Below are 24,607 nucleotides of genomic sequence, written 5' to 3'. Positions count from 1 at the left end.
GTATTTTCTAGCTTGTTTGCTATTCAAGCTCGGTCAGGTTCGTTTCCGTAATAGGCTGAGACTTGTCCGCAGGAATGCGGAATGTTCTGATCTCGCAAGGACCAAAGGTTGTACGAATTGTTCTTCCTAGATGAGGGAAATCGATAGTTACCTTTGCTTCTGCCTTGTTCGTCTCATAACAGCGAATGATGAGACCATCTCCGTCTTCTGCTGGCTTAACGACGCTAACGATGACATGCTCACAATCGACGTTGACGAACTCGAGATAATGGGGAAGAATGCCCTCATGATAGGTTCCGATCAGCGAGATCGGCTTCATATTCAACTCCGCGGCTCTCTTGACCGTCCTCGCAGATTTCCAATTTCCCGTATGAGGCAATAACGAATAACGGAAGCTCTGAGCACCTTGATCCATATAGTCGTACTCACGACCCGGTATAGGAATATAATCCTTCGGATGCCAGACCGGCTCGTGATGTGCATAAATCGGACTACGAAGCACCGTCATCCGAACGTAGCCTTCACCCATATCGAAGCTGTATTTGCCATCGTTCAGAATACTTAGACCATAAAGATCTCTCCCCCACTCCCCCGTCAAATCCACCCAGCTCAAAGCAGGGACTTCATTGCCGTTCAATGGGCGCTCAATATGACCGTAAGGGATCTCATAAGTTCCGATGCAAGATCGGTAAGGCACAGGAAAATGTAGCTTCAACAGACGATGACGCTCCCTCCAATCGACCGTAACATCAACGTCGATTTGCTCGGAATCCGCATACATCGTAAATTGCTGGATCAGTTGGGAATGTCCGAATCGGCTCTCTGCTCGGATTACCGATTTAACGGATCCACGCTCAATGAGCTTTACTGAAACAGCTTCAAATTCGCCGGAAATATCCCCTGCAAATTTCGCGATACCATGGCTCCAAGTATCCGTAAGATCCTCCAACACGATCGCTTTAGCCGCATCGCCCTCGAACACCTCGACGGCACTTTTCTTGTCAAAGAGGCGACTTATAGCACCTGTTTGCGCGTTAATCTCCAGCTTCAGCCATTCATTCTCAATCATGAGATCACTTGCCCTTATCGGAGCTTTCTCTTTCTCGATATGAGCTAACGCTTCTGGCGGATTCTTGTACAGTCGGTATACCCGATAGCCGAGCGCTGGTAGCTCCGCGAAAAAACCGAGGCGACTGCGGAAATCCGTCGATGCCAGCGATTGTACCTCCTGAAATGGAATCGGATTACTTTCCGAATCGACAAGCACCTCGGTCCCTTTCAGCAAGCTATCTCCAACCCAACCGGGATGCCCGAATTCCAGTTCCACATAGCTCGATACGCGCCATGCATGCGGATTAAACACTACGATGGGTGTCATTCCCTCTTCCTGAGCGATACCAACGCTCCAAGAGACCGCCTGCATGGCATGATTCATTGCTCGAGACGCGATCGTTCTCGCCTCTCCATACAAATCCAGTGCGTCTTCAAAAGCAGGTAATATACTCGTCCCCGGGAGAATGTCGTGGAATTGATTGAACAGTACGTTCTTCCAAGCTTGGCCGAATGGAGCAGCACAAGGGATTTCAGTCAGAGTCCCTCCGATGACAGAGAGCTTCTCCGCTGCCATCAGTAAATTTTCCGCTTGTCGGTTCCAACGCTTAACTGCGGAATGCGCCGAATAACAGCCAATGGCATGCATTTGTAGCTCGGCATGAATGATAGGATATTCATTCTCATCGGTCAAATCAGCGAAGAAGCGATCTGGAGAGCTGAATAGGATCTCCGTATCCGCTTGCTCCTGTCTAAGACGCATAACGCTTTCAATATTCTTTTTCGTCGGCCCGCCGCCATGGTTCCCAACGCCGTAAAAGCACATTAAACGATCATGTAGTGGAAGCTCCAATTCGCCTGACATCAGCTCAATCTGTTCGCCTACATTGTCTTGTACAGAATAGTACCCAATAGGAATACGGTACGAAAGCACTTGGCTACCATCATCTGACTCCCATTGGAATACACGACTCGGCAAATCCATTTCGTGATCCATAGGGCGCATCATAACGTAGTAGTCCAATCCGCTCTTCTTCAGAATTTGCGGTAGCATTGCATGATGTCCGAAGCTGTCAACGTTATAGCCCACATTAGCTGTTACGCCGAACTTTTCCTTCAAGTAGCGTTGCCCACACAACCCTTGTCTTACGAACGACTCCCCGTTCGGCAAGTTACAGTCCGGCTGGATCCACCAGCCCCCGCAAATGACCCACCTACCCTCGGCAGCACGTTGCTTGATTTCCTCGAACATGGAGGGGCAATTGTGCTCTATCCACTCGTAGTAAGCGACAGAGCTGGATGTGAAAATAAAATCTGGATATTCGTTCATCCGATCCAGCGCGGATCGGAAAGTCGCTTTGATCTCATGAAAACCTTCTTGCCATTGCCATAGCCATACCGGGTCCAGATGCGCGTTACCGATCATATGCAGGCGTTTCAATATGTTCTCCCCCTTGCGTAAACCAAATCCTAACCACCCTTGCAGCTATTTAACCGCTCCCGCGACGATTCCGTCATTGATCTGCCTTTGAAAAAGAATATAAATGATGATGATCGGAATCGTCGAGATCAACAGTCCTGCGAACAAGGGACCAAATTCGATCCGATACTGCATTTCCCCTTGCATGAAAGCAAGGCCGATCGGTAGCGTATATTTGGTGGCGTCGCTTAATAGAATCAATGCGTATTGGTATTCGTTCCAGAAGTTCAGCACGTTGATGATGCTTATTGTAATCAGACCCGGCAACGCCAAAGGAAACATGATTTTGAAAAAGACGCTGTATGGAGATGCCCCATCGATGACCGCGGATTCTTCCAATTCGTGCGGCAAAGACTTAAAGAAGCCAATCAAAATAAACATCCCCATCGGCATGGCCGTAATAGAATAAAGCAAAATAATCCCGGATAGCTTGTTGTACACATGCAAATCACTAAACAAAAAGAACATCGGTACGACAAGCATCAAGGAAGGAATCGTCAAGGATGAAAGGTAGAGATAATAGAGGAGACCTTTTCCCTTGAAAGCGAATCTAGCCAAAACATAGGCTGTAGTAGCAGTCAGTAACAACGCCAGCACCATGCTACCCCCGGTAACGAGAATCGTATTGAGGAAGTACGAGCCGAAGTTGTATTTATCCCAGGTATAGGAGAAGTTAGACCATAAGAGCGGTATATCGGGAAGCGCCCAGGCGCTCTTCGTATAAAATTGCTGGTTATCCTTTAACGAATCGAATAAGGAAAAAATGAGCGGATAGACGGAGAAAACAGTCCATACCAATAACATCAAGGTCGTAAGCAACCGCGTAATCGGACTATTCGTATTAATCTTCATGTCTTCTACCTCCTCATGAGACTTCAACCGTGTCTCTCTTCATCAACCTTTGCAGAATAGCGGTCGTAATCAGAGAAAGCACTAGAATGAATACGCCGATCGCGGAAGCGTAGCCCATGTGATATTGTTTAAAACCCATTTGATATAAATAATAGCCTAGCACTTGGGTCGCATTATCCGGACCGCCTTCCGTCATGACACTGACGATGGCAAAAGATCCGTTCAACGACGTGATTACGATCAAGACGATGGACACTTTGACCTGCTCCCAGATTAACGGGATCGTAATCTTCGTAAATTGCTTCCATTGCTTTGCCCCATCGATCTCAGCCGATTCATACAAGGAAGCCGGAATGCTCTTAATGGCTGCAATGAGCAAAATCATGAAAAAACCGATCCCTGCCCAAATAGCCGGCGGCAATAATGCCCACAAGGAGTATCTCGAATCTCCAAGCCACGGAATTTCCACCTCTCGCTGGACAATGAGAGACAGGATGTCATTCAGCAGTCCGAGCGAAGGATTGTAGATAAAGCGCCAGAGTACTGCGATTACGACGATCGAGAGCACGTTCGGAAAGAAGAAGACGACGCGGTAGAAGCTGGCTCCCCTCATTCGGAACCGGGTAAGGGCAACCGCGAAGAAGCAAGCGATGGTCATAATTCCGATCACTTTCCAGAAGATAAGGAAGTAATCGTTTGCTATCGCCTTATATATGATCGGATCGGAGTACATTTCGCGAAAATTTCCGAACCCGATATAATTCATATTCTCGGAAGAGCCCGACCAATCGAAAAAACTAATATAGATTGCTCTGATGATTGGATAGAAAATGAATAGGCTATAGAGTACTAATGTCGGTAAAATGAAAGAGGCAATAAAAAGGCTGCGTTTCCGTTTTGTTGTCATATTGCACCCCCTCCTTAGGATCAAAATGGACGTGTCGAGGATAAGAGAAGGTTCTCTTATCCTCGACAACAATCAAATTTACTGCTTATTTTTAGCCCGCGCCTTCGCCGCAGCCTTCTCTACGCGATCCGCCCATTCCTCCGGCGTAACTTTGCCGTAGGTCAACGCGAGCGTCGCGTTTTCCCATTCTTTTTTTACATCCTCGTTATTGGTCACGGCAGGCAGGACGACGAGATCCGGACTGCTATAATACTTGCTTGCGCTAATCGAAAGCGCGCTCGCCTTACTTCCGTTCAAGTCGACTTTGACATTGAACAACGCTCCTGTGAGCTCAGCCCACTCGATTGCCGCTTTCTTGGAATAGATGAATTGAATGAACGCTTTGGCCGCTTCCGGATTTTTCGCCTTGCTCGCGATCGCGATCGGGCTAGTATACGGATTGGCGATATATTTACCGCCTGGTGCTTGAGTAATGGAAGGAATCATACCGAATTCGAATCCTGCCGGCGTATCCTGCTTCATCTCGTTCTCAACCCATAGCCCATTCGGGATAAAGGCATCCTTGTGCTGCACGAATTGAATTTGCGAATCGGTATGGTTCAATGCTCCCGAAGCTTTATCGATAAATCCTTTATCGCGCAGGGTGACAATTTGCTGCAGAGCTTTCATGACAGGCTCGCTCTTGAACACGCCTTCCTTCAAATCCGCCATATCCTTCAGGATGGCCGGATCATCGCCGTTAGCGGATACGATCGCCGGGAACAAGAATCCTCCCGTGAAGTAACCGGTGTGGACGCCCGTGTGAACGTAAGGCTCCATGCCTGAAGCTTTGATTTTCTCACTTACTGCCAGGAAGCTATCAAAATCGGTCGGGACTTCCCAGTTCTTCTCTCTGAACAACGCTTGATCGTAGAACGTTCCCCATGAACCGAAGACGAACGGGATCGTATAATTTTTGCCGCCAAAATCTTCCGCCGGCGCGATCAGTAAATCCGAGATTAACTCTCCATCCACATTCTGAGCTGTCTTCAACCAATCGGTCAGATCCATGAGTTGTCCGTCTTTGATCGATTGCAGTACGTCCAGTCCTCCAGCACAGTCGATAAAGACAAGATCCGGTGGATCACCTTGAATCCAGCGGGGCTTCATCTGGTCATTGATTTTCGGTCCAGCCGACTCGATGATGTTCACGTCCGGATATTTTTCCTTGAACTGCTTGACCATCGATTTCTGCCAGCTATCCCCGTATCCGCCAACACAGTATTGCACTTCAAAATCCCCTGCAAGTGTAGGTCCCGCTTCCGCGCTCGGGCTCTCTTCCGCGGAGCTTGATGCACTTTCAGTTGCAGGTGTAGAGGCAGATGCGGATGGTTTAGCCGATTCTGCCGACTTGTTAGAGCCGCCACATCCGGTCAGTCCAACAGCTAGCAAAAGCAATACTGTCAGGCTTAGAAATACAATCTTCTTTGTTTTCATATCTTGCTGATCCCCTCCTGTTTGTGGTTTACTTACTAAATATAGAGGATCTGAAAGTGCTTTCAAACGACCTAAAATGATGATTTATGCCACTTTCTACAGGTGTTTATTGATCACCAAAAAATAAAAAACTGACGCCGAAGGAGTATCGACGTCAGTTTTCTACTTCATATTATTTTTTCAATCAAATACTTTACGATTTCATTGCTCGCTTACTGCGAGACAGTTACAGTGCTCACCTCGCTCGAGGTCGATAACTTCACTAATCTACAGACGTTTTATCCGATCCTTCCGAACCTTGTGAGCGATTACGGTATTCCGAAGGCGTCATTCCGTGCATTTTCCGGAACACCTTACAGAAATATTTCGTCGATGAATACCCAGTGCTATCGGCGACCTCATAGGTTTTCAGCGTCGTGTCCCGAAGCATTCTCTTGGCCTGCTCCATCCGGGCCGATGTCAAATAAACGAGATAATTCTCGCCGGTAACTTCCTTGAAGAGATTGCTGACGTAATTCCCGTTCATATGCACAACTTTGGACAACGTTTCCAAACACAATGTCTTGTCCGCATAGTTCTTGCCGATATAGGCTTTGACCGTTTCGATCACTTTGTTCTGCTCCGTATTATCCGGTAAATGGGTTGCCAGCGTTCGAAGCTGATTCTCGAACTCGGATATAATCGACATTAGATGAATCGTCGATCCGGGCAAGGACAGTCTAGAAAGCACGTCAGCAACAGTCTCCCGCATAGCTAAGCTCAGCTTCGATTCCGTCTTGGTCAGTACGGGCAGAAGGATAAGCAATAAGAAATGAAACATCCCCAGCCGCATCATGGAAGGTTGCTCCGAAGCCTGCTGTTTGATCTTCTTAAAGCCCGCCTGAAAAAAATTCATAAGGGCTTCGAAGTCGTTCGTCTCTAAAGCGGCTCGAAGCCGGTTCTCTTGATCAATCCGATCTTTGTTGGCTCCGTTTACGGTATCCGGTTTCTTGCGTCCGTTCTCCGATCTATTCATTTGATGAATCAGGTTCCCGTATACCTCGGGCAGCTCTGCCAACGAGACGAATGAAGCACCTCCTCCCCAGATTAACGCTTCGCCGCCCAACGATGCGTCCGTCGTGGTGGACGACCATGTTCTCAACCACCAGCCCCACATATCATCTACCGGGAGAGCCGTCCCCGAGCTGAATACGAAGAAATGGCGGGAGTCTGAGAAGAAAGCAAAGGTATGATCCTCTTGCCCGAATATAGATTGGAATGCCTCTACCCGCTGCGACAGCTTTTCCCCTTGCCCGATAAACCCATCGTCGTCTCCAACGAACACCAGGAGAGAGTACTCCACCGACTCGAGCTGCCACCCCTCCTCGATTAAAATCCTTTTCAATTGATCCTCCGACTCTTGCAAACCGCAAAGAAGATCCACTAACGAATGTTGCAATCTTTGTGCCCTTGCCTCCGCGGCTTGTTGGCGATTATGGACGCGCTCACCAATCAACCGTTCGGCTTTCTCCAAAGCTTCAACGAGCTCCTCGCGGATAATCGGCTTCAACAAATAGTCCAGAACCTCGGCGCGCAATGCATTTTGAACATAAGAAAATTTATCATGGCCGGTTAGCACGATTTTCAGAATATCAGGAAATTTTTCTTTCAGAAAATGAGCAAGCTCTAATCCATCCATTCCTGGCATGGAAACATCGATAAGCATAAGATCCGGTTTATCCGAGTTCAGGCTTTGCATCGCACTTTCTGCATCCTTACACTCACTAACATGCCATTGCGGTGCAAGCCGTCTAATGATGGAAACGATCCCTGCGCGAATCATCTCCTCGTCATCAATGACCATGATCTTCGGCACGCAGTTCACCTTCTTCCTTCAAATTTTTCATTCTAAGCTCAACAGTCGTTCCTTGGCCTTTTTTGCCACTTAAAGTCAAGCCATATCGATCACCGAAATAATACCGAATACGATCGGAAATATTTTTTAAGCCAATATGAATTTCATCCTCTAGCTTGTCGGTGTCGGTCAATAATTGAGCCTGAATATCTCTTGCCTTCTTCTCGTCTAATCCGATTCCGTTATCCTTAATCCGAATCACGATATCGTCGCCCTCTAGTCTGCCTTCAATTATAATTCGCCCTTCATGATTCAATGGGGAGAGTCCATGGATAATCGCATTCTCAACCAAAGGCTGAATCGTCCATGGCAGGATGAAGGACGTCATGACTTCCGGAGCGATCTCGACATCGAAAACCAAACCTTTAAAACGGATCTTCTGGAGCTGTACGTAGTTCTCAACGTACTCCATTTCCTTGGCAAACAGGATCAGCTCCCGGTCGTGATTAATGGTCATTCGGAACAGGCGACCTAATCTCGAGATCATATCTGCAACTTCGTAGTTGTTATCCACTTCCGCTTTCATGCTGATCGATTCGAGCGTGTTATACAGGAAATGCGGGTTGATTTTACTCTGCAAAACTTTGAAATCGGCTTCCCTCTTCAGAATCCGGATGACGAATACATGACGGACAAGCTCGTTTACCTTCTTGACCATGTGATTAAAGCTACCCGCAAGCTTACCAATCTCATCATTCGAATGGGCCTTGAATTGGACAGAATAGTCCCCGTTCTCCACCTTGTACATCAAGGATTGCATTTTCTTCAATGGGTACAGGAGCCTTCGGGTAAGGAATAAAGAAAGCGCAATAGACAGCAGCACGGCTACTCCCGTCAAGGTCCATAAAATATTTCGAATGATTTCGATGCCCTGGGTCAGTTCCCTGATGGGGATTACGTTAGCGATTTTCCAACCCGAATAGGGGGCTGTTACATAGTTGATCATCGCTTCCTGGCCTTCGATTCTTTCCTCAACGCTGTCTGATTCCATGTCCAAGGCGATGGGGAATATGTGAGTGATCTTGGACTCGTCCCGATCATAGATAATCCGACCTTGCGAATCGACGATCAGCAGCTCCTGTCCTGTACCTCCACGAACATTCTCGAAAATTTCCTTTAGTCCGTTCAAATTGATATCCATACGAAAAACGCCCGCGGACTGATTTTTGTCGACGTCGATTACACTCCGAAGAAAAGAAAAAGCCAGCTCTTCCCTTCCTTCTATGCTCTTTGTTCTTGCCGTCGAAAGGAGCACGCCCTTCCCCCCAGCCATCAACGCCTCTTCATACCATGTTTCCTGTCGAAATCCGTTATAGTCTACCTGTTGTCCTGACCCGTAACGGGAGAAAATGTCGCCGTTCGGCTTAATCAAATACGTGCCGAGGACATCCTGGAATGGGATAAGAACGATGTTCATTAACGCTTGGTCGATGATTTTCTTTTCCGTATAACGTTCTGAGGGCGAGTCCTTCTCCGTCATCAAAGCTTCCTCTACGCCAGCATCCATCGAGAAGGTCGTCGATATCCGTTCCAATTCATGATAATAGTTGTCTACGTTCTTACCGAGCTGCGTTAACAGCTCCAAGCTGAAGGCACTCGCCTTCTTCTTCATGTTCGAATTGTAGGTTTGAAAGCCTAGGAAGGTTACTACGAGCATAGGTAATAGAATCATCAACGCATACATCGCGATCAGCTTCTTGTCCAGGCTCCAATGGCCGATGCGGATTCGGTCTATCGGAATCCTCCTCCCTTGCTGGCCGATCTATCCCATGCGTCGTCCACGTTTGTTAGCATTTCTTCAATAGTCAGGGCATCCAAATATACCCCCTGGACCGAAGCCATCAATTCATCGACGGCGGGTCCGCTTTGTTCCCAGCGATTAGACAAATATTCGTGAATACGACCCTCCTCGATGAATCCGTATATTTCACTCAATTCCGCTGGCACATCGCTTTCCGCTCCCCGTAAAGTTAGGAACGCGCCCTGAGTTTGCGTCCATTGCCTCAACGTTTGCTCTCTGGCCCAGAAATCCAAATATTTGAGTGCGGCATCCAATTGCTTCGTTTTGTTGTTAATCGCCCATGTCGTTCCCGCAGCCACAGTCAAGACTGTTCCTTCCTTGGTGGAAGCAGCCGGCATCGCGAACATTCCGAGCTTATAATCAGGGTTTGCTTTCAACAAACCGTCCAACGCCCAGCTACCGTTAATGAACATCCCCGCATGTCCGTCGGTAAATTCCTTCTGCGCTTGATCCATCGTCACCGTCGTACTGTTCGGCGTTAAATAGCCGATATCGTTCAATGCAAACCACATCTTCGTCATCTCGTTCCACGTCCCGTTGAACTTGATCTCCCTAGCGTTAATTTTCCGGTTAAAGTCCGGATCTTGAATTAGAGAGGAGCCCATCGCGAATAAGGAAACCAATGTCATCCAGCCATCATAGTTTCCGATGGAAATTGGTGTTATCCCCGCTTCCTTCAACCGGGCGCATACGGCCAGAAACTCGCTCCAGTTTGTAGGCGTTTGCAAAGAAAGCTTCTTAAACAAATCTTTGTTGTAATAGACGCCGAGCACGACCGTATCATTAGGCGTCCCATACACCTTACCGTCAAGCGAGACGGCTTCCAATGCTGTCGGCGTAAATTGAGTCGCCCATGGCTCTTCGCTCAAATCGCGAATGAACCCGAGTTTGGCATATCCCCAGTGCTCTTCTCCAGGGTGAAGCATGATCACATCAGGTGCATCATTCACCGCGAATTTGTTCTTAATGTACTTGGAATACGGGACTCCCGGCATTCCTTCGTATATAACCTGAATCCCGGGATTCTCCTTCATGAACTGATCGTTTAGCTCTGGTATCGCGCCAATCTCAGAGCCCGCCTTGTAACCGGACACCCGCAGCTTAATGATCTCCTGAGGTGTAGGTGTCGTAGGAGGAGTCTTCGCACTCTGGCAACCGTTTAGGATCGTCATCGCTCCAACGATGCCCACCAATAAGAACATAGCTGATTTTCTCAACTGCTTCACCGACCCTAAATTGGATTTTTCAACGATTCAGAAAGGTTAAAATCCGCTAACCTTTTCTGAATCGTCTCCGACATATACGTTCATCCGCCATCCCTAAGGACGGCGAATGCCGTTTACGCTTGATTCCGGTCCTTTCAGCTGCTTACGCCATTCTGCTGGGCTTTGCCCGTAGCTGGCTTTAAATAACCGAGTAAAGTAATGGACGCTGGCGAATCCCGTCTCCTGAACGATGGTACTAATGGGCATGTCGCTTCCAGACAAATAACTGGCAGCCGCCTTCAAGCGCAGATCGCGAAGGTATTCGAACGGCGTCATTTTCATGTGTTTCTTGAACAGCCGCACGAGATAAGAAGGATCTAGAGCAACGATTTCTGCAAGTGTCTCTAATGTCACATTTTCCTTATACCGCCAATCCATATAATCGATCAACAAATCAACCGCTGCGCGAGACTTATGCTTCACCTTACGGTCTCCTTCGGCAGAACCCTTCCCAGGGTCCCCCAAAATATGCGCAATAAGCTTGTATGTTTTAGAGATTTCCAATAAACATACCTCGCCGAGATGCGAATCTTGCATAGCCAATCCCGTCGATTGAAGATGATAGACAAAATCAAGAGATTGAATAATGGAGGAAGCCAGCATCGTTCTTGAATAAATATCCTTACGTGCCTGCATGAAATTCCAATCATCTACCTGCATGTTGGTGAACGGGAATTCCTCCAACTCATCAAGCTCCAGGAAGCGGAACTTCGCTTCGGCATCCAAGCTCATCAGCTCATGTGGGGTGGACGCAGATAGAATGAACACGGCCGGCGCCTCGGCATCACATGTATTTCCCCTCCATTTAAATCTTACTTTCCCTCCGGTAATGTAGAGAATCTCATGGCTCGAGGGATGCATTCCCCCACCCGGAGACTCTGCTGATCGAGCTATGGTCCCAGCGCCGCAATATCTGATTTTCATTGCAATCTCCCTCAAACAATTAATGTCAATATTGTTCAAATGATAAATATCTAAAAGGCTATATTCGACTGTTAAACAGGATTAAATTTAAAATAAATAAGACTATCAAGTGCAAATACTATTCTCCATCTCTATTGTACACTTAAATGAATCCAGTTCAATACTTAGAAAATGAAAGTAGGCGATTTTCATTAAAACACTACAAATTATCGGCGCGAACACCTTCGAAATCATTGATATACCATTGGAGAATCCCCAAGAGGATCAAGTGACAGTACAAATTGAGATCGTGTCTACATGCCCGCGTTGGGATATGAGCATGATGGGCGGTAAGGACATGTTCGATGCTTCCAAGCAGCCAGAATACCCTCTACTCCCTGGATTCCCCGGACATGAAATGGCAGGAACGGTCATTGCAGTGGGGAGTAAGGTTCAGTCTCTGAAGGTTGGCGACCGCGTAGCGGCATTGGAGCATCTGATCGGCAATGGCGCTTATGCCGAATATTTGAATTATCATACTCACGAGTTGATTAAGCTCCCAGATGCCGTGGAATGGAAGCAGGCTGTATCGTTTGAGTTATTAAAGTGCGTATTAATAGGACTACTGCAGTTCGGCGACCTCACAGGAAAGTCGATGCTGGTATCAGGTCTTGGACCAGCGGGGATGCTCGCGATGCAAGCCGCCCGATTAATGGGGGCGTCCAATGTCACCGCTGTGGATATTAATAGAGAGAGAATTGCTTATGTTAACGATCTAGGAATTGGATTAGCTAAGCATTCGGATGACTTAGGAGAGGAACGCTTCGACCTCGGTTACGATTGCGTCGGTGCTTCGGCTTCCGTACAAAGCCTACTCGAGAGGATTGACTCGCATCTCGTCATCTTCGGCGTACTGAAGGGCGAAGTCCGTTACGGTGGGCATCTCTGGTTTAAAGGCATTAAGCTGGAGTCCTATCAATACCGGAAATTCGGAGAAGCAGATCAAGCCCTCCTACTCGATCTGGTGGTGAATAAAGGCTTGAACACCGAATGCTTGCAAACCCATCATGTACCTCTTTATCGCTATCAAGAAACGATAGATTTGTTAGTAAAACAAGAAGCAATCAAAGTGTATTCCTACCCTACAACCGATTTCGTCAAAAGTACGGAGGAGGTTTAACATGCGAGCTCAAGCCGTCGTTTTTACAGGTGTAAGACAAGTGCAATATATGGAGGTCGAGGTTCCAGAACCAGGGCCAGAGGATGTCGTCATCGACCTCGAGTATTCTTGGATCAGCAACGGTACAGAATCTTCTTTCTTATATGGAGAGAGAATTTCTGGAGAACAGGTGACCCGACCAGATGACATCTTACCTTTCCCTCAAGTCGCGGGTTACCAGAAGGTTGGTATTGTACAGAGCGTAGGTGATCAGGTCAAAGGCCTAGCACCTGGCGACCGCGTGTTCGCTTCTGTCAGTATGGTAAGCGGTATGATGTTCGACTCCGGCGGCCATATCAATCCTTCTGTCACCCATGAAAGCCAAGTTTGGAAACTACCTGAGAACGCAGATCCTATCGCATATAGCGGTATGGTGCTCACTCAGGTCGGATACAATTGCGGCATCCGCCCTACGGTTTCACCGGGTGATGTTGCAGTCGTGATCGGTGACGGAATGGTCGGCCAATGGGCTGCACAAACCCTTGCTCATAGGGGAGCGGTTGTCACCGTGCTGGGCAGGCACGACCAAAGATTAGCCCTGCTTCCGTCCACGATTCACTCCTACAACTTAAAGCAAAATGCATTGGAGGATTGGATCGGCGATCGTACCGATATTGCTGTCGTCGTCGACACGGTTGGCGCCATGGATACGTTTCGGGAGCTGAAGCCGGCAATGAAGCTGAACAGCCATCTGGTATCGGCCGGATTTCTAGGCGATACAGGAATGGTCGATATCCAGGAATTGCGCCCGCAGGAAATTACCCTTCATAGCCCATCCGGATGGACAGAACAGAGAATGGAGGATACTCTTATCGGTATTCGGGATGGCTGGCTGCAGACTTTACCTTTAATTACTCATAGGTTTAAGGCGAAAGAAGCGGAGAAAGCTTGGCAGATGATCATGGATAAATCCGAATTTTTCCTAGGCGTCATTTTAGAATGGTAAAATGATAACGGAACGGGAGAAGATGGAATAATCAGGAGGTTGACGGAGTTTGTTGAATAATAGACAGCTTGCAGAATCATTCGTGTTCATGAGAGAAGAAGCATTACCCTTACGGTACAAGCCAATTACTGAACAACCCGTCGCCTTGCGAAACTGCTCTAGAAGTGATCATCCAGAGCGTATCGATTACGTGGAAGGCAAGGATTATATCATCGACTATGAACAAGGAACCATTCGCCGCTCAGAGGACAGTCGGATCCCCGACGGTGCGCTTCATCCTATGTACGGGGTGATCGGTTTCGACCACAACCTCTATCCCGATTATAGCAATCAAACCTACACGGTTTATGTTGATTATTCAACCGAATCCGAAACCTCTGGAAAAAGCCTGACTGCCGTCGATATCGAACAGTCGGGATTGCTTAATCACGTGGTTGGTAAGCTTAAGGCTGGGGAAGAAATCGTCTACGTTGTCTATGGAGACAGCATTAGTACGGGCGGGGAAGCCAGCGAGGAAAGCTTAACTTATTTCGGGAGATTCGCGGACACGCTGCGAAGTCTATATCCGCAAGCCCAAATCCGAATCGTGAACAAATCGATAGGCGGCGAGGATACGAGTGGTGGCATGAGCCGCGTGGACGAGGATGTCGTTCCCCTCCATCCGGCTGTGGTCTCGATCGGCTACGGCATGAATGATCAGAACAAGCAGGAGCAAGGCAACACGACGTCGCTGGAAGACTTCGAGAAAAATCTTCGGTTTATGATTGATGCGATTCGCAAGGCCGACGATACCGATATCATCCTCGTTACGCCATGTGAACCCAATCCGGATTGGCAGCATACGAGCGGTCAAACAAGCATGTACGCCGACGTCATCCGCCAACTAGGCAGCGAGTACGGAATCGGCGTCGCGGACGCACATGCAGAGTGGGTTACGGAGCTTGCCGCTGGAAAAACGCCGGAAAGCTTGCTACTGAACAACATCAACCATCCCAACGATTACGGACATTGGATCTATAGCAAAGCTTTCGCTCCAATGCTGAAAAAGTAAACAAATATCAACTACAGAGAGAAAGGCTGTCTCGTAACCCTGTTTAACGGGGTAACGGACAGCCTTTTCTATTGAACTCCGTATCATGGCATATCAAGCAACGTCTCAAATTCGCTCAAGTCTTCGTTATATTCCTTATAGATTCTTATCCAGCTCACCATCACTTCGTCGAGATGCTTGATCAGGTCAGGATCGAAATGCGTACCACTATTATCCTTTAATCGTTCGATCGCTTTGAGCGGGGTGTTAGCGGGACGATAGGATCGGGTGGACGTGATAGCGTCGAAAGCGTCTGCAATGCTTAGTATTCGCGCCTCCAGCGGAATGTCCTTTCCCTTTGCCCCGGTAGGATATCCTTCACCATCCCACCGTTCATGATGATAGAGGACACCCGGCTTCAAATGTCCGAGTCCCGATATTTTCTCCACCATTCTTCCACCTACGACGGCATGAGTTTTGATTAACTCGTATTCTTCCTCGGACAGCTTGTCCGTCTTGGTCAGGACTGCTTCGGGTATATTGATTTTTCCGATATCGTGAAGCAATCCTGACAGCCGGAGTGTTTCCAGCCTTTGCTTATCTTGAAATTCCGGAAGCCTTAAAGCAAGTGCAACCGCGTATTTACTCACCCGCTCACTATGACCGAACGTATAACTGTCTTTGGCTTCTATTGATATGATGAAGGTTTTGACTACCTGTTCAATAGTTGTTTCCATCGAATGAATGATACTATTCACTTGATTGTTATAGAGCTGATTTAGTTGTTTCGGGAGTAAATAACTGAATGTACCCAAAACCAAGTAAAGCAATACCCGATTGGAGAAATCGATAGAGTCGAAAACACCAAGAACTAATGGATCCGCAAAGGTAACCGTAAACATAGTAACCAATCCTATCGTTGAATACAGGAACAATACCCGTAAATTGCCGTAAAGCCCCGCAAGAATAGGAATCGCCAGAAAATATCCCCACGCCTCTCTATAACCGGAACCGTAGTACAAGCAGCAAGCCACAAACACTAAAAATAAATTCACGACATGCTGTATGACAATGGGCTTGATCTTATAGATGCGATTAACGGCAAGAACAAGCAACAAGACAATCAACGGTAGCAGTAAAAAATAAATGTTAGCTCTAGAATATTGAACTTGAAAAATGAGAAATACAGCATTCCAACTAATGCTAAGCAATAAATAAATGAGGGCAATTCTCAATATATTCAGACTCAATTTCCGCTGATGATCCTGATAGTAGGAATGTAACAGTTTCTTTCTTTCGCTTAGCATAATCCCATCCTATCCATATCCATCATTATAATTTCAGTTTAACACCCAACGCCGTTTTTCGACAGTATTTGTCAAAGAATGCGATATCTTATTACAAATCGATACAGGATAATATAAATATCTTAACTAATTAAGGAGAGTGTATATCAATGAAAAACGATTTGGCCTATGTGTACAGTATTGCTAGAGGTAAAATGCGAGAAATGGCAGTTAATCTTCATGTCGAAAGATATTTGGAGGTTGGTTTTTTTCACAAGAACGAGGTTGATCCTTATCAAGACGATGCGGTATATTTTACAGCCGCTCATGCTTTTCATTCCGAGGAGGTTGTTGGGGTAACCCGGTTAATTTTTGGAAAGCTCGATCAATTGCCCACGCTGAAAAATTTTAATATCTACGATCTCGAGAAAATGCGGCTCCAGCAGCTCGAATCCTTTCGGTATGCCGAATTAAGCGCCTTCACCAAGCTTCCCGCCCACGATGTCGCGCTCGGATTGATCAAGACCGTGTTTCAATATTCGGAACAGGTCGGGATTACGCACTGGATTTGCTGCGTGGATGAACGAGTTTACAATTACATGAATCGAGTGTTCAAGTTTCCATTCCGTACAATCGGCGAATCGAAAGTCTACTTGGGATCCAAATCGATCCCTTGCGTATTGAACTTGGAAGAAATTCTATCCACGATTAAAGAAGCACGCTTTCCTTTATATGAGTATTTCGTGGAACGCGAATCCAGATATTTGGAGGTCATCCAATGATTAAGGAACAGTTCGTACGCAACTTGGGAATTATGTCCGAAGAGGACGTCAACAAGCTTCAGCAAACAACCATCGCCATCGCCGGCTGCGGCTGTATCGGCGGATTCTCGGCTGAGCTGCTAGCCCGAATGGGGGTTGGTCGATTCGTTCTGGCTGATCCTGATACCTTTGATCTATCTAACATCAACCGTCAATGCGCGGCCACTCATCTTACGGTCGGAATGTCCAAAGTAACAGCGCTGAAAAATCACCTGCTCGCAATTAACCCGGATCTGGAAATCATCGAATATGCTGCCGGAGTTAACGAGCAGAACGTCGACGGCTTCGTCCAAGGAGCCGATTATGTTATCGATGCTATCGATTATTTCGCTTTCCCTGAAGCGGTTGCCTTACATCGCGCAGCACGCGGTCATAGCTTATATACCATCACTGCGGTCGCATTAGGATTTGGAACTACCGTGCTTACGTTTGCACCAGACGGTATGACTATTGAACAGGTAGCAGGAATTCCTGAGGATATTTCGATTGAGGAACTCAGAGGAACTACGTTTCCTCCTACAGGATATGCGAACCAATTGCCTTCATATGTCACAATGGAAAATGTACAGCAATGGCTGATCAACCGAACAATTCCAACGATCAGCGTAGGACAAGCTTTAGGACCGGGCGTTCTCGTATCTCAGTTGATTCTCCATCTGCTGGGCAGAAAACAGCCTTTATTAGTACCGGATTCTTTCCAGCTACAATTTGAAGCATAAGCTATAAGTGTAAGGAGCGTAGAACAAAGCCCGTTATAGTCGTTTTTCTCGACAATAACGGGCTACTTTTGTTCAAACAGCCTTACTTAGCTAAATTCACTTTCCTACCAGATCACCGTTTCACGAAATAGAACTTATCTACGTAGACCTCTTGAACATTTCCTTGATTATCCCAAGGCATAATATATACCACTTGGTTATTCGTCTGGGAAGGAACAAAGGTGCCGATCTTAATGGTATGCCAGAACATGTTCTCCATATCGGCTGCTGGCATAAGCTTTTCCAATACCGGATAGTTGTTCGCGGTTAGATCATATACACCATAAGAGAATGCATTCCCCGATGGTTGAAAAATTCGATCGATTCCGTTCGAATCCTTGTACACGTCGGTAGCGTATTTGATTTTCACATCTGCGTACAAGTCATAGGTTGTTCCAGGGGTTAGTTGTGCTCGCTCCCAGAACCACTGAATATTCCAAGTTCTCGATGCCGTCACGGTATGCTTAGCCGTCATGGAGTCGGAGGCTGATACGTCTTTCAGGCTTTTCACCGCACCGTTGTTGACGTGGAATGCCGAATCTTCCCCGACATAGACGATCTGGGAAACGTCCTTCGTCAGTTTCAGTACTTTGCCGTCCCCGGCGGCGAAATTCAGGTTGCTAATCGTATAGCCCGTCGGGCTCGCCGTATAGGCGATTCCCGATTGATCGAGCATGTTGGTCACCGCGGAGATATCCATGCCAAGTGCGGCCCGGTCGATGGTAATGCTTATGTTCGCGGCGTTCTCGCAATCGTGATTCACGATGACGAGATACTTGTCGCCCGTCACAGTGTCGATATGGGTCGTGACTTCCGCGCTAGCATAAGCAACGTTCCCGCCTCCCGTTGCGGTCGCGACGTTAGCGATTCTTTTCATCCGCTTAAGGGTTGGCTTTAACGTTTCGATTTCGCTAAAGAGCGTCTGGACAATCGGATAATCCGGCGCGGGATTATAGTTCTCATCCACAATTCCGATCCAATCGAGCTCCGTTTGATACACGAAGTAAGTGAAGCCTTTGGAACCATGCCCGATCGCTCCATAGGTCATCGCCCGGATTTCTGCGGCGGTTGGATTGCGCAGCCAACCGGTCGACTCATTTGTTTGCAGGATCGTCCACATCGGAGCGTCATCTTTCACATCTTTGCGAGTTTGATAAGATGCAAAATCCATGTAGGTTTCAAAAGTAAAACCCGGATAATGATACATGTTGCGGAAATCTCCGATCGCATTTCCTTCCCGGACGCCATAAGGATCTATGTTCATGACTTTCGGCTTCTGGGTATTATAGTGCAACGGTAAGCGATCAAGACCAATAAAGGTGCTGATAACCGCTCGGCTCGGGTCGATCGTTTCCAGCATTCTTTGAATATCCTTCAAATTGTCGGCTAGCTTCAGATCGTTGCCCGGCTCGTCTGCCAAATAGTAGGCATATAAGGCACTGTTGTTGCGGTAAGGTGCTACAAGTCCGTTAATATGTTCGTACATCGCTTGTTCGTCATTAAATAACGTTTCGTTAAATAATGAGTAAGCGTCCGGAAGCCCGACGACTTTTAATTGGTTCTGAGCGGCTTGAGCTAACGTTTCGGAGTAGATTCCCGCAGGCTTCGCGTGCCAATTGGCCAAGAAAACCGTATCCGCTCCTAGGTTGTGAATATCGCCGAACGTATTGTTTAGATAGACGCCCGCATCCCCGATGTTGTAAGGAATAGCTCCCGCCTCGTAGAAAATGCCTTTCGGAACGTCGTTCTTAACCGTGTTCGGGGAAGGCGTCAGCGTTACGCCTGGAAAGACCTGAACATTCGTACGAAGCAGATCGATTGTCCCGTTGCTGACTCGAATCGTGTATAACCCATTGCCAACGTACTGGCCGCTGTCGTTTTTTCCATCCCAGAAGACCGATTGGTTTCCGGATTGCGCGGAAGGGGCGGTTAACGTTCTGACCGTCGTCTGATCCAAATATCGCTGAACGGACACGCTCACCGTCTGCGGCGAAGCTAGCGAATACTTGATTTGAGTGGAGTCGTTCAGCCCATCTTGATTAGAGGGCGAAAGCTTGTAAGGGTAGGCATGGATGATCTTCGAGGCGCTCTCGTCCAACGGTTGTTGAGATAGGGTTACACTATCTATCTTAACCGCTGGGAAATTCGCCGCGTTGTTCACCGGGAAGAAACATACGCGTACATCGTGGGTCGGATCGATCGTGACCGAGCCGATCAGCAATTGATCGAAATATAACACTTTGGACAATGAGGCTGAATTTACGATCGTTGTTTGGACCAGCATGCTATTTGTAGTCAGATCGTAGACCAAATACCCGAACATATCGCCCGACGACGTCTTCCAATCGGATCTTTCCGGCTTGAATCCCGCCGTAATCTTATACGTCTTACCCGCTTCCACGCGGGAGCCATCGATCTTAGCCTGAATGTTCCATCCCGTGCCCGATCCGTTCAGCAGCTTGGCCGCGCTATTGTCCACGGCCATTCCGTCGGACACCAGCGATGCATCGTTGAATGTATAGAAAAGATTATCTTCAATCGTATAGCTCTTATGCTCCTTAAACATGAAAGCGTCTACATAAATATCCGAAATTTGACCAACGTTACCTGTGCCACCTACGTAGATGCTTAGAGCATTCACTCCGGCGTTAGGCATAAAGGTTCCGATTTTAACTTCTTTCCATATCCCATCTTGAGTTTCGGCTGCCGCAACCGTCTTGCTCGGCAATACAGAGTTCGCGTCCGTTAGATCGTATACGCCCATCGTAAAGGCGTTCCCGCTTGGAAGGGAGACCGCGTGCTTCACTTTGACTTTAGCATAAACGTCGTACAGAGCCCCCGCTTTAAGCGTTCCGAAATCCCAATTCTGATACTGAATATTCCAACCCGTCCCGTTGTTGGACATATGCGCCGAATAACCGTCCGGTGCCGTTGTATCCGCAACGGTCGCGGCCCCGTTGAAGAAAGTAAAGCGATTGTCAGAGATCGACTCTTCTTGGGCATATCCGGTACTCGTGCCTAACATCGCAGCTCCTAACAAAGCCAAAATCCCCATTGCCATCCCTTTGACTGCTTTCATCCTACCCTCATCTCCCATATATCCAGTAATGAGAAGGGGAGACTTTCGTCTCCCCTCTGTCCACGCTAGTCTGATGCCTCTGATTACTTCTTCAGCCCGGCAAACGTCTCGGCTGCTTTCGTCATGTTCGTCATCCAGTAATCGATCGCTCTCTGAGCATCCATTCCCTTTAACTCATCCATCATCGTAGCCTGGATCGAATTATACTCCTCTTCAGACTTGGCATAGATCAGCTTCGGCGCCATCCGGACCAAATAATCCGTCACCTTGGCTTCGATCCGCTTAATGTCATCCGGCATGCTCGCATCCTTACCGAGCTCGTTATCCATATCATAATGGATCGTCTGGATTTCCCCGGCCTGCACGCGTTTCTCCACGAGCTCACCTGGATACGACACTCCGAAATGGTCGGAATAGTCCTTGTCCAGTTCTGACATCTGACTCTTCCAGAAATCCATGTTGCTCGTGAAATTCATCGGCACGTTATATTCCGCATCCGTATAATTATCTACGAAGCCGGCGAGGTTCCAATAGAGCCCGATACCTGTCGCTGTTTGGAAGTTCGGATCGTTCTTCTGAGCATCGATCGTCTCTTGCTTCCACTGCGGCTTACCGTCAACGACATCCCAATCCTTGCCTTGAATACCGTTCTGGATTAATCTAGAGCCTTCCATGGATTGCAAGTAGTTAATCAATTCCATGGCTCTTTCCGGGTGTTTGCTATTTTTCGAGATCATAATCAAGCGATTCGAAAATCCGTTCGTTCCGAACTCCCCTAGATAAACCGTCTGTCCCTTTGGTAGCGGCATCGGTACCCAGCCTGTCTTCGGATCTTCCTTAGCTAATGCCGCATTAGATTCGTCTACTCCCGCCCATTTCCACGGCGAGAACAAGACGCGGCCGCTTTTAACCTTTTCCGTGAAATTCTCGTATTTCTGGGTGAAGGCATCCGGATCGAGCACACCCATCTCGTTCGCCTTGCGATAAAACTTCGTTCCGTCCCAATAAGCGACGTTCGGATCCAGAATACCACCTGCCGGCATGAAAGATCCTGGTTGTAGGTAAACGAACATGTTATTTTGGTTAATCCGATTAAATAACCGGTCGAACATCTCGTAAGGAACAAGTCCCCAATCGAACAGCGGAGCCAATCCGTAAACCTTCTGCCCCTGAGCATTCGTCGGATGTTTCTTCTGCATCTCTGCAAGCATGTTCAGGAAATCGTCCAAGTTGTTGACGGCCGGGTAACCCAACTCTTTGTAGTAGTCCCAGCGAATGTTATACGCGTGGTTAGCGTACTTGTATTGAGGCCCCTTCTGGCTTGCGATACCTGGGATAGCATATAGCTTCCCGGTTCCGTTGCTGAAAAACTGCTTGCTGATCTCGACCTTCGAAGGAGACTCCTTCAAGATGGACTGCCCATGCGTCTCTATCAAATCATCCATTGGAATGACTTGATTCCCTTCGATAATCTGCTTCAAATATTTCGAGGAGTTCTGCAAAATAATAATGTCCGGCAAATCTCCGCCAGCTAGCATCAAATTAAACTTCTTGTCATCGGTTTGCGTGTCTAGCTCAAGCGTTACGCCGGTTTTCTTCTGAATTTCCTGCATGACCGGATCGCTCTGGGCACCCGACGCCAGCGTCGACATGAATAATGCGCCGTCGCTTGTCAGCTTCAACGTCACCGGCTCCTTCGTCGCTTGGGATTCCTCTTGAACCACAGGTGAGCTTGCTCCGGAAGCGGACGGGGAGGCCGATTGTGCGTTTTCCCCCGATGATGTACATCCCGCCATGACCGACACGGCAAGAACGACGATTAATGCCGATATACTCTTCCTTTTCTTTCTGTCCATCGTTTTAACCCTCCTATGAGTGTAATTATATACGAAAACCCTTAATAATCAGGTTCTGTATACGCGCTAACCTTTAACGGCACCTAACATGATTCCCTTAACGAAATACTTCTGCATGAACGGATAAATTAGGAGGATCGGCGCTGTTACGATCATCGTAATCGCCATCTTGACGTTCTGTGGCGAGATCTGATGCCCGGCCGATTGGTTGCCCATCATTCGTCTTGTCGTTTCTTGCGCTAGCGCCTCCGATTGCTTCAAGAAATTAAGGAGCGTAAGCTGCAGTGTTTGCAAATTCGGGTCGTTCACTAGAAACAAATTATCCATCCAGGAATTCCATTGGTTCACCGCGTTAAACACGGTAATCGTCGCGATGATCGGCAAGGAAACCGGAAATATAATTTTCGCGAATATCGTAAAAAATCCGGCACCCTCAACAACCGCGGCTTCCTCAAGCGCCACTGGGATTTGTTCGATGAACGTTTTCATCAAAATGACGAAAAAGCCGACGATGACGGAAGGCAAAATATAGAGCAGGAAGCTGTTTTTCAATCCAAGCATTTTCATCGTGAGGTACCAGGGAATCAGTCCCGCGTTCAAGTACAAAGTAACGACGACGAAACGATAAACCGTTTTGCGAAATGGCATTTCCTTCTTCGTGATGATGTACGAGAACAGTGCGCAACTGAAGACAGTTAGGATCGTTCCGAGCACGGCTCGTGAAAGTGAAACCCCAAACGCGACTGAAATTGACCGCTGACCCAGCATTTCCTGATAAACCGTCACATTGAAGCCCTTCGGCCATAAATAGATTCCCTTGGTCACCATGATCGGATCGCTTACGGAATTAATCAGGATGTAATAAAAGGGGTACACACAGCACAATGCGAAGATCGCGAAAAAGGTATAGTTAAAGACATGAAAAGAGATGTCGAGAATACGCTCGCGTCTCAAGGGCAGATTCCTCTCCTTCCTGTTAAATGATGCTTTCTCCACGTACTTTTTTGGCGATCCAGTTCACGCTGAACAGAACGGTAACGCTAACGACCGTCTTGAACATACCCAGCACGGTTGAGTAGGAGAAGTCGTTCGTCTCTAACCCGATCTTGTAAACGTAGTAATCGATAACTTCCAGCTTATCTGCGACCAACGCGTTATAGAAAACGTAAAATTGCTCGAAGCCGTTGTTCAGCATGTTGCTGACGTTGAGCAACAGCAGCACGATAAACGTCGGCATGATTCCAGGAACCGTGATGTGCCATATCGTTCGAAATCTTCCAGAGCCGTCGACTTTGGCTGCATCGTACAACTCTTGATCGATTCCCGCGATAGCAGCCAAATAGATGATCGCTCCCCAGCCAAGCCCTTTCCACAACCCAACTAGCGTCTGGAACGCCCAAGCAATGTCGCTATTTCCTAGGAAGTTGAACGGATTGTGCAGCCATTCCAGCTTGAGCAGCACGTTATTGACCACGCCGTCCGACACGGCGAAGAAAACGTAAAACACGGAATACACGAGCACCCAGCTAATGAAATTCGGCAATGTCGTCGTCACTTGAACCCATTTTCTGAACCATTTCCCCCTCATCTCGTTCAGCAAAATCGCAAACAGAACATACGCAGGTGATACCAAAATACCCAAGAAGCTCAGAACAAGCGAATTTTTTAATACCCGCACGAGATCCATCCCCTGCTCCATAAAGGCGATCCGCAAATATTTAAGCCCGACGAACTCCGATTGCGCAAGAGGGATGCCCGGCTTGTAATCGTAAAAGCCATAGATCCATCCGAATAAGGGAACATAGTAAAACAAGAAAACCGCAACGATAAAAGGTAGAGCCATCAATAACAATTTGATGCTGTATTTCCGTTTCTTTTTCCGGCCTCTCGACCACCCGGTCGCCGCCTTTGCCTCCAAGTTTGCTCCTCCTCACGCTGTGCCCTCGCATCATTTCGTAGTTCTTATGATAAAAGCAAAAAGGCA

At 47.6% G+C, this 24,607-nt stretch carries 18 protein-coding genes; 5 read left to right on the top strand and 13 right to left on the bottom strand.

The window, feature by feature from the left end; translation table 11 throughout:
• Positions 1-19 precede the first annotated feature (19 nt).
• The 8 genes from M1K58_RS10875 to M1K58_RS10840 form a co-directional block, all read right to left on the bottom strand.
• Complete coding sequence (locus M1K58_RS10875) at positions 20-2,491, bottom strand: alpha-mannosidase (RefSeq protein ID WP_256758871.1); 2,472 nt, start codon at positions 2,489-2,491, stop codon at positions 20-22.
• A gap of 45 nt (positions 2,492-2,536) precedes the next feature.
• The gene (locus tag M1K58_RS10870) at positions 2,537-3,382 is read right to left on the bottom strand and encodes a carbohydrate ABC transporter permease (RefSeq protein ID WP_256758870.1); all 846 of its coding nucleotides are present in this window, start codon (positions 3,380-3,382) and stop codon (positions 2,537-2,539) included.
• A 13-nt stretch (positions 3,383-3,395) separates the two neighbouring features.
• Positions 3,396-4,289 carry a carbohydrate ABC transporter permease gene (locus M1K58_RS10865; protein ID WP_256758869.1) on the bottom strand — a complete coding sequence of 298 codons (894 nt, stop codon included), beginning with the start codon at positions 4,287-4,289 and terminating at the stop codon, positions 3,396-3,398.
• Between the two features lie 78 nt (positions 4,290-4,367).
• Complete coding sequence (locus M1K58_RS10860) at positions 4,368-5,765, bottom strand: ABC transporter substrate-binding protein (RefSeq protein ID WP_256758868.1); 1,398 nt, start codon at positions 5,763-5,765, stop codon at positions 4,368-4,370.
• A 262-nt stretch (positions 5,766-6,027) separates the two neighbouring features.
• Positions 6,028-7,620 carry a response regulator transcription factor gene (locus M1K58_RS10855; RefSeq protein ID WP_256758867.1) on the bottom strand — a complete coding sequence of 531 codons (1,593 nt, stop codon included), beginning with the start codon at positions 7,618-7,620 and terminating at the stop codon, positions 6,028-6,030.
• A complete protein-coding gene (locus M1K58_RS10850) occupies positions 7,598-9,343 on the bottom strand; it encodes a cache domain-containing sensor histidine kinase (protein ID WP_256758866.1) in 1,746 nt (581 codons plus the stop codon). Before M1K58_RS10850 ends, M1K58_RS10855 begins: the two co-directional genes overlap by 23 nt.
• A gap of 47 nt (positions 9,344-9,390) precedes the next feature.
• Positions 9,391-10,677 carry an ABC transporter substrate-binding protein gene (locus tag M1K58_RS10845; protein WP_256758865.1) on the bottom strand — a complete coding sequence of 429 codons (1,287 nt, stop codon included), beginning with the start codon at positions 10,675-10,677 and terminating at the stop codon, positions 9,391-9,393.
• A gap of 102 nt (positions 10,678-10,779) precedes the next feature.
• A complete protein-coding gene (locus M1K58_RS10840; protein WP_256758864.1) occupies positions 10,780-11,649 on the bottom strand; it encodes an AraC family transcriptional regulator in 870 nt (289 codons plus the stop codon).
• 268 nt (positions 11,650-11,917) lie between these two features.
• Here M1K58_RS10840 and M1K58_RS10835 point away from each other — a divergent pair, with 268 nt between their 5' ends.
• The 3 genes from M1K58_RS10835 to M1K58_RS10825 are packed head-to-tail and all read left to right on the top strand — an operon-like array spanning position 11,918 to position 14,844.
• Positions 11,918-12,808, top strand: coding sequence for an alcohol dehydrogenase catalytic domain-containing protein (locus tag M1K58_RS10835; RefSeq protein WP_256758863.1), 891 nt, complete (start codon positions 11,918-11,920; stop codon positions 12,806-12,808).
• Between the two features lies 1 nt (position 12,809).
• Positions 12,810-13,793, top strand: coding sequence for an alcohol dehydrogenase catalytic domain-containing protein (locus M1K58_RS10830; RefSeq protein WP_256758862.1), 984 nt, complete (start codon positions 12,810-12,812; stop codon positions 13,791-13,793).
• Positions 13,794-13,842: 49 nt separating this feature from the next.
• Positions 13,843-14,844, top strand: a complete 1,002-nt coding sequence (locus M1K58_RS10825) for an SGNH/GDSL hydrolase family protein (RefSeq protein ID WP_256758861.1) — start codon at positions 13,843-13,845, stop codon at positions 14,842-14,844.
• Positions 14,845-14,927: 83 nt separating this feature from the next.
• Here M1K58_RS10825 and M1K58_RS10820 read toward each other — a convergent pair whose 3' ends face one another.
• The gene (locus M1K58_RS10820) at positions 14,928-16,130 is read right to left on the bottom strand and encodes an HD-GYP domain-containing protein (protein ID WP_256758860.1); all 1,203 of its coding nucleotides are present in this window, start codon (positions 16,128-16,130) and stop codon (positions 14,928-14,930) included.
• A gap of 149 nt (positions 16,131-16,279) precedes the next feature.
• Here M1K58_RS10820 and M1K58_RS10815 point away from each other — a divergent pair, with 149 nt between their 5' ends.
• Together M1K58_RS10815 and M1K58_RS10810 are read left to right on the top strand one after the other, a co-directional pair.
• Positions 16,280-16,891: an N-acyl amino acid synthase FeeM domain-containing protein gene (locus M1K58_RS10815; RefSeq protein ID WP_256758859.1), complete on the top strand. Its 612-nt coding sequence runs from the start codon at positions 16,280-16,282 to the stop codon at positions 16,889-16,891.
• On the top strand, positions 16,888-17,649 hold the full coding sequence (locus M1K58_RS10810) for a ThiF family adenylyltransferase (protein WP_256758858.1): 762 nt from the start codon (positions 16,888-16,890) through the stop codon (positions 17,647-17,649). The genes M1K58_RS10815 and M1K58_RS10810 overlap by 4 nt, the downstream gene beginning before the upstream one ends.
• Positions 17,650-17,761: 112 nt before the next feature.
• On the opposite strand, the gene M1K58_RS10805 is transcribed toward M1K58_RS10810, so the two are convergent.
• The 4 genes from M1K58_RS10805 to M1K58_RS10790 all read right to left on the bottom strand — a co-directional run bounded on the left by M1K58_RS10805 (position 17,762) and on the right by M1K58_RS10790 (position 24,541).
• The gene (locus M1K58_RS10805; RefSeq protein ID WP_256758857.1) at positions 17,762-20,767 is read right to left on the bottom strand and encodes a FlgD immunoglobulin-like domain containing protein; all 3,006 of its coding nucleotides are present in this window, start codon (positions 20,765-20,767) and stop codon (positions 17,762-17,764) included.
• Positions 20,768-20,850: 83 nt separating this feature from the next.
• Positions 20,851-22,623 (bottom strand): extracellular solute-binding protein, encoded by a 1,773-nt coding sequence (locus tag M1K58_RS10800; protein WP_256758856.1) that lies wholly within the window; start codon positions 22,621-22,623, stop codon positions 20,851-20,853.
• 66 nt (positions 22,624-22,689) lie between these two features.
• Positions 22,690-23,577, bottom strand: a complete 888-nt coding sequence (locus tag M1K58_RS10795; protein ID WP_256758855.1) for a carbohydrate ABC transporter permease — start codon at positions 23,575-23,577, stop codon at positions 22,690-22,692.
• Positions 23,578-23,599: 22 nt separating this feature from the next.
• Positions 23,600-24,541: an ABC transporter permease gene (locus tag M1K58_RS10790; RefSeq protein ID WP_256758854.1), complete on the bottom strand. Its 942-nt coding sequence runs from the start codon at positions 24,539-24,541 to the stop codon at positions 23,600-23,602.
• Positions 24,542-24,607: the final 66 nt, after the last annotated feature.

Origin of the sequence: Cohnella sp. WQ 127256 (assembly GCF_024519285.1) — a bacterium.
Classification (GTDB): domain Bacteria; phylum Bacillota; class Bacilli; order Paenibacillales; family Paenibacillaceae; genus Cohnella.
The sequence above is the reverse complement of the archived record's forward strand: the minus strand, read 5'-3'. Positions and strand labels throughout refer to the sequence as shown.

What these genes read in the sequence shown, in the direction of transcription:
- M1K58_RS10870 (WP_256758870.1), bottom strand. Translation starts at nt 3,382, where the DNA reads ATGAAGATTAATACGAATAGTCCGATTACGCGGTTGCTTACGACCTTG.
- M1K58_RS10865 (WP_256758869.1), bottom strand. Translation starts at nt 4,289, where the DNA reads ATGACAACAAAACGGAAACGCAGCCTTTTTATTGCCTCTTTCATTTTA.
- M1K58_RS10860 (WP_256758868.1), bottom strand. Translation starts at nt 5,765, where the DNA reads ATGAAAACAAAGAAGATTGTATTTCTAAGCCTGACAGTATTGCTTTTG.
- M1K58_RS10850 (WP_256758866.1), bottom strand. Translation starts at nt 9,343, where the DNA reads ATGTATGCGTTGATGATTCTATTACCTATGCTCGTAGTAACCTTCCTA.
- M1K58_RS10840 (WP_256758864.1), bottom strand. Translation starts at nt 11,649, where the DNA reads ATGAAAATCAGATATTGCGGCGCTGGGACCATAGCTCGATCAGCAGAG.
- M1K58_RS10830 (WP_256758862.1), top strand. Translation starts at nt 12,810, where the DNA reads ATGCGAGCTCAAGCCGTCGTTTTTACAGGTGTAAGACAAGTGCAATAT.
- M1K58_RS10820 (WP_256758860.1), bottom strand. Translation starts at nt 16,130, where the DNA reads ATGCTAAGCGAAAGAAAGAAACTGTTACATTCCTACTATCAGGATCAT.
- M1K58_RS10815 (WP_256758859.1), top strand. Translation starts at nt 16,280, where the DNA reads ATGAAAAACGATTTGGCCTATGTGTACAGTATTGCTAGAGGTAAAATG.
- M1K58_RS10810 (WP_256758858.1), top strand. Translation starts at nt 16,888, where the DNA reads ATGATTAAGGAACAGTTCGTACGCAACTTGGGAATTATGTCCGAAGAG.
- M1K58_RS10805 (WP_256758857.1), bottom strand. Translation starts at nt 20,767, where the DNA reads ATGAAAGCAGTCAAAGGGATGGCAATGGGGATTTTGGCTTTGTTAGGA.
- M1K58_RS10800 (WP_256758856.1), bottom strand. Translation starts at nt 22,623, where the DNA reads ATGGACAGAAAGAAAAGGAAGAGTATATCGGCATTAATCGTCGTTCTT.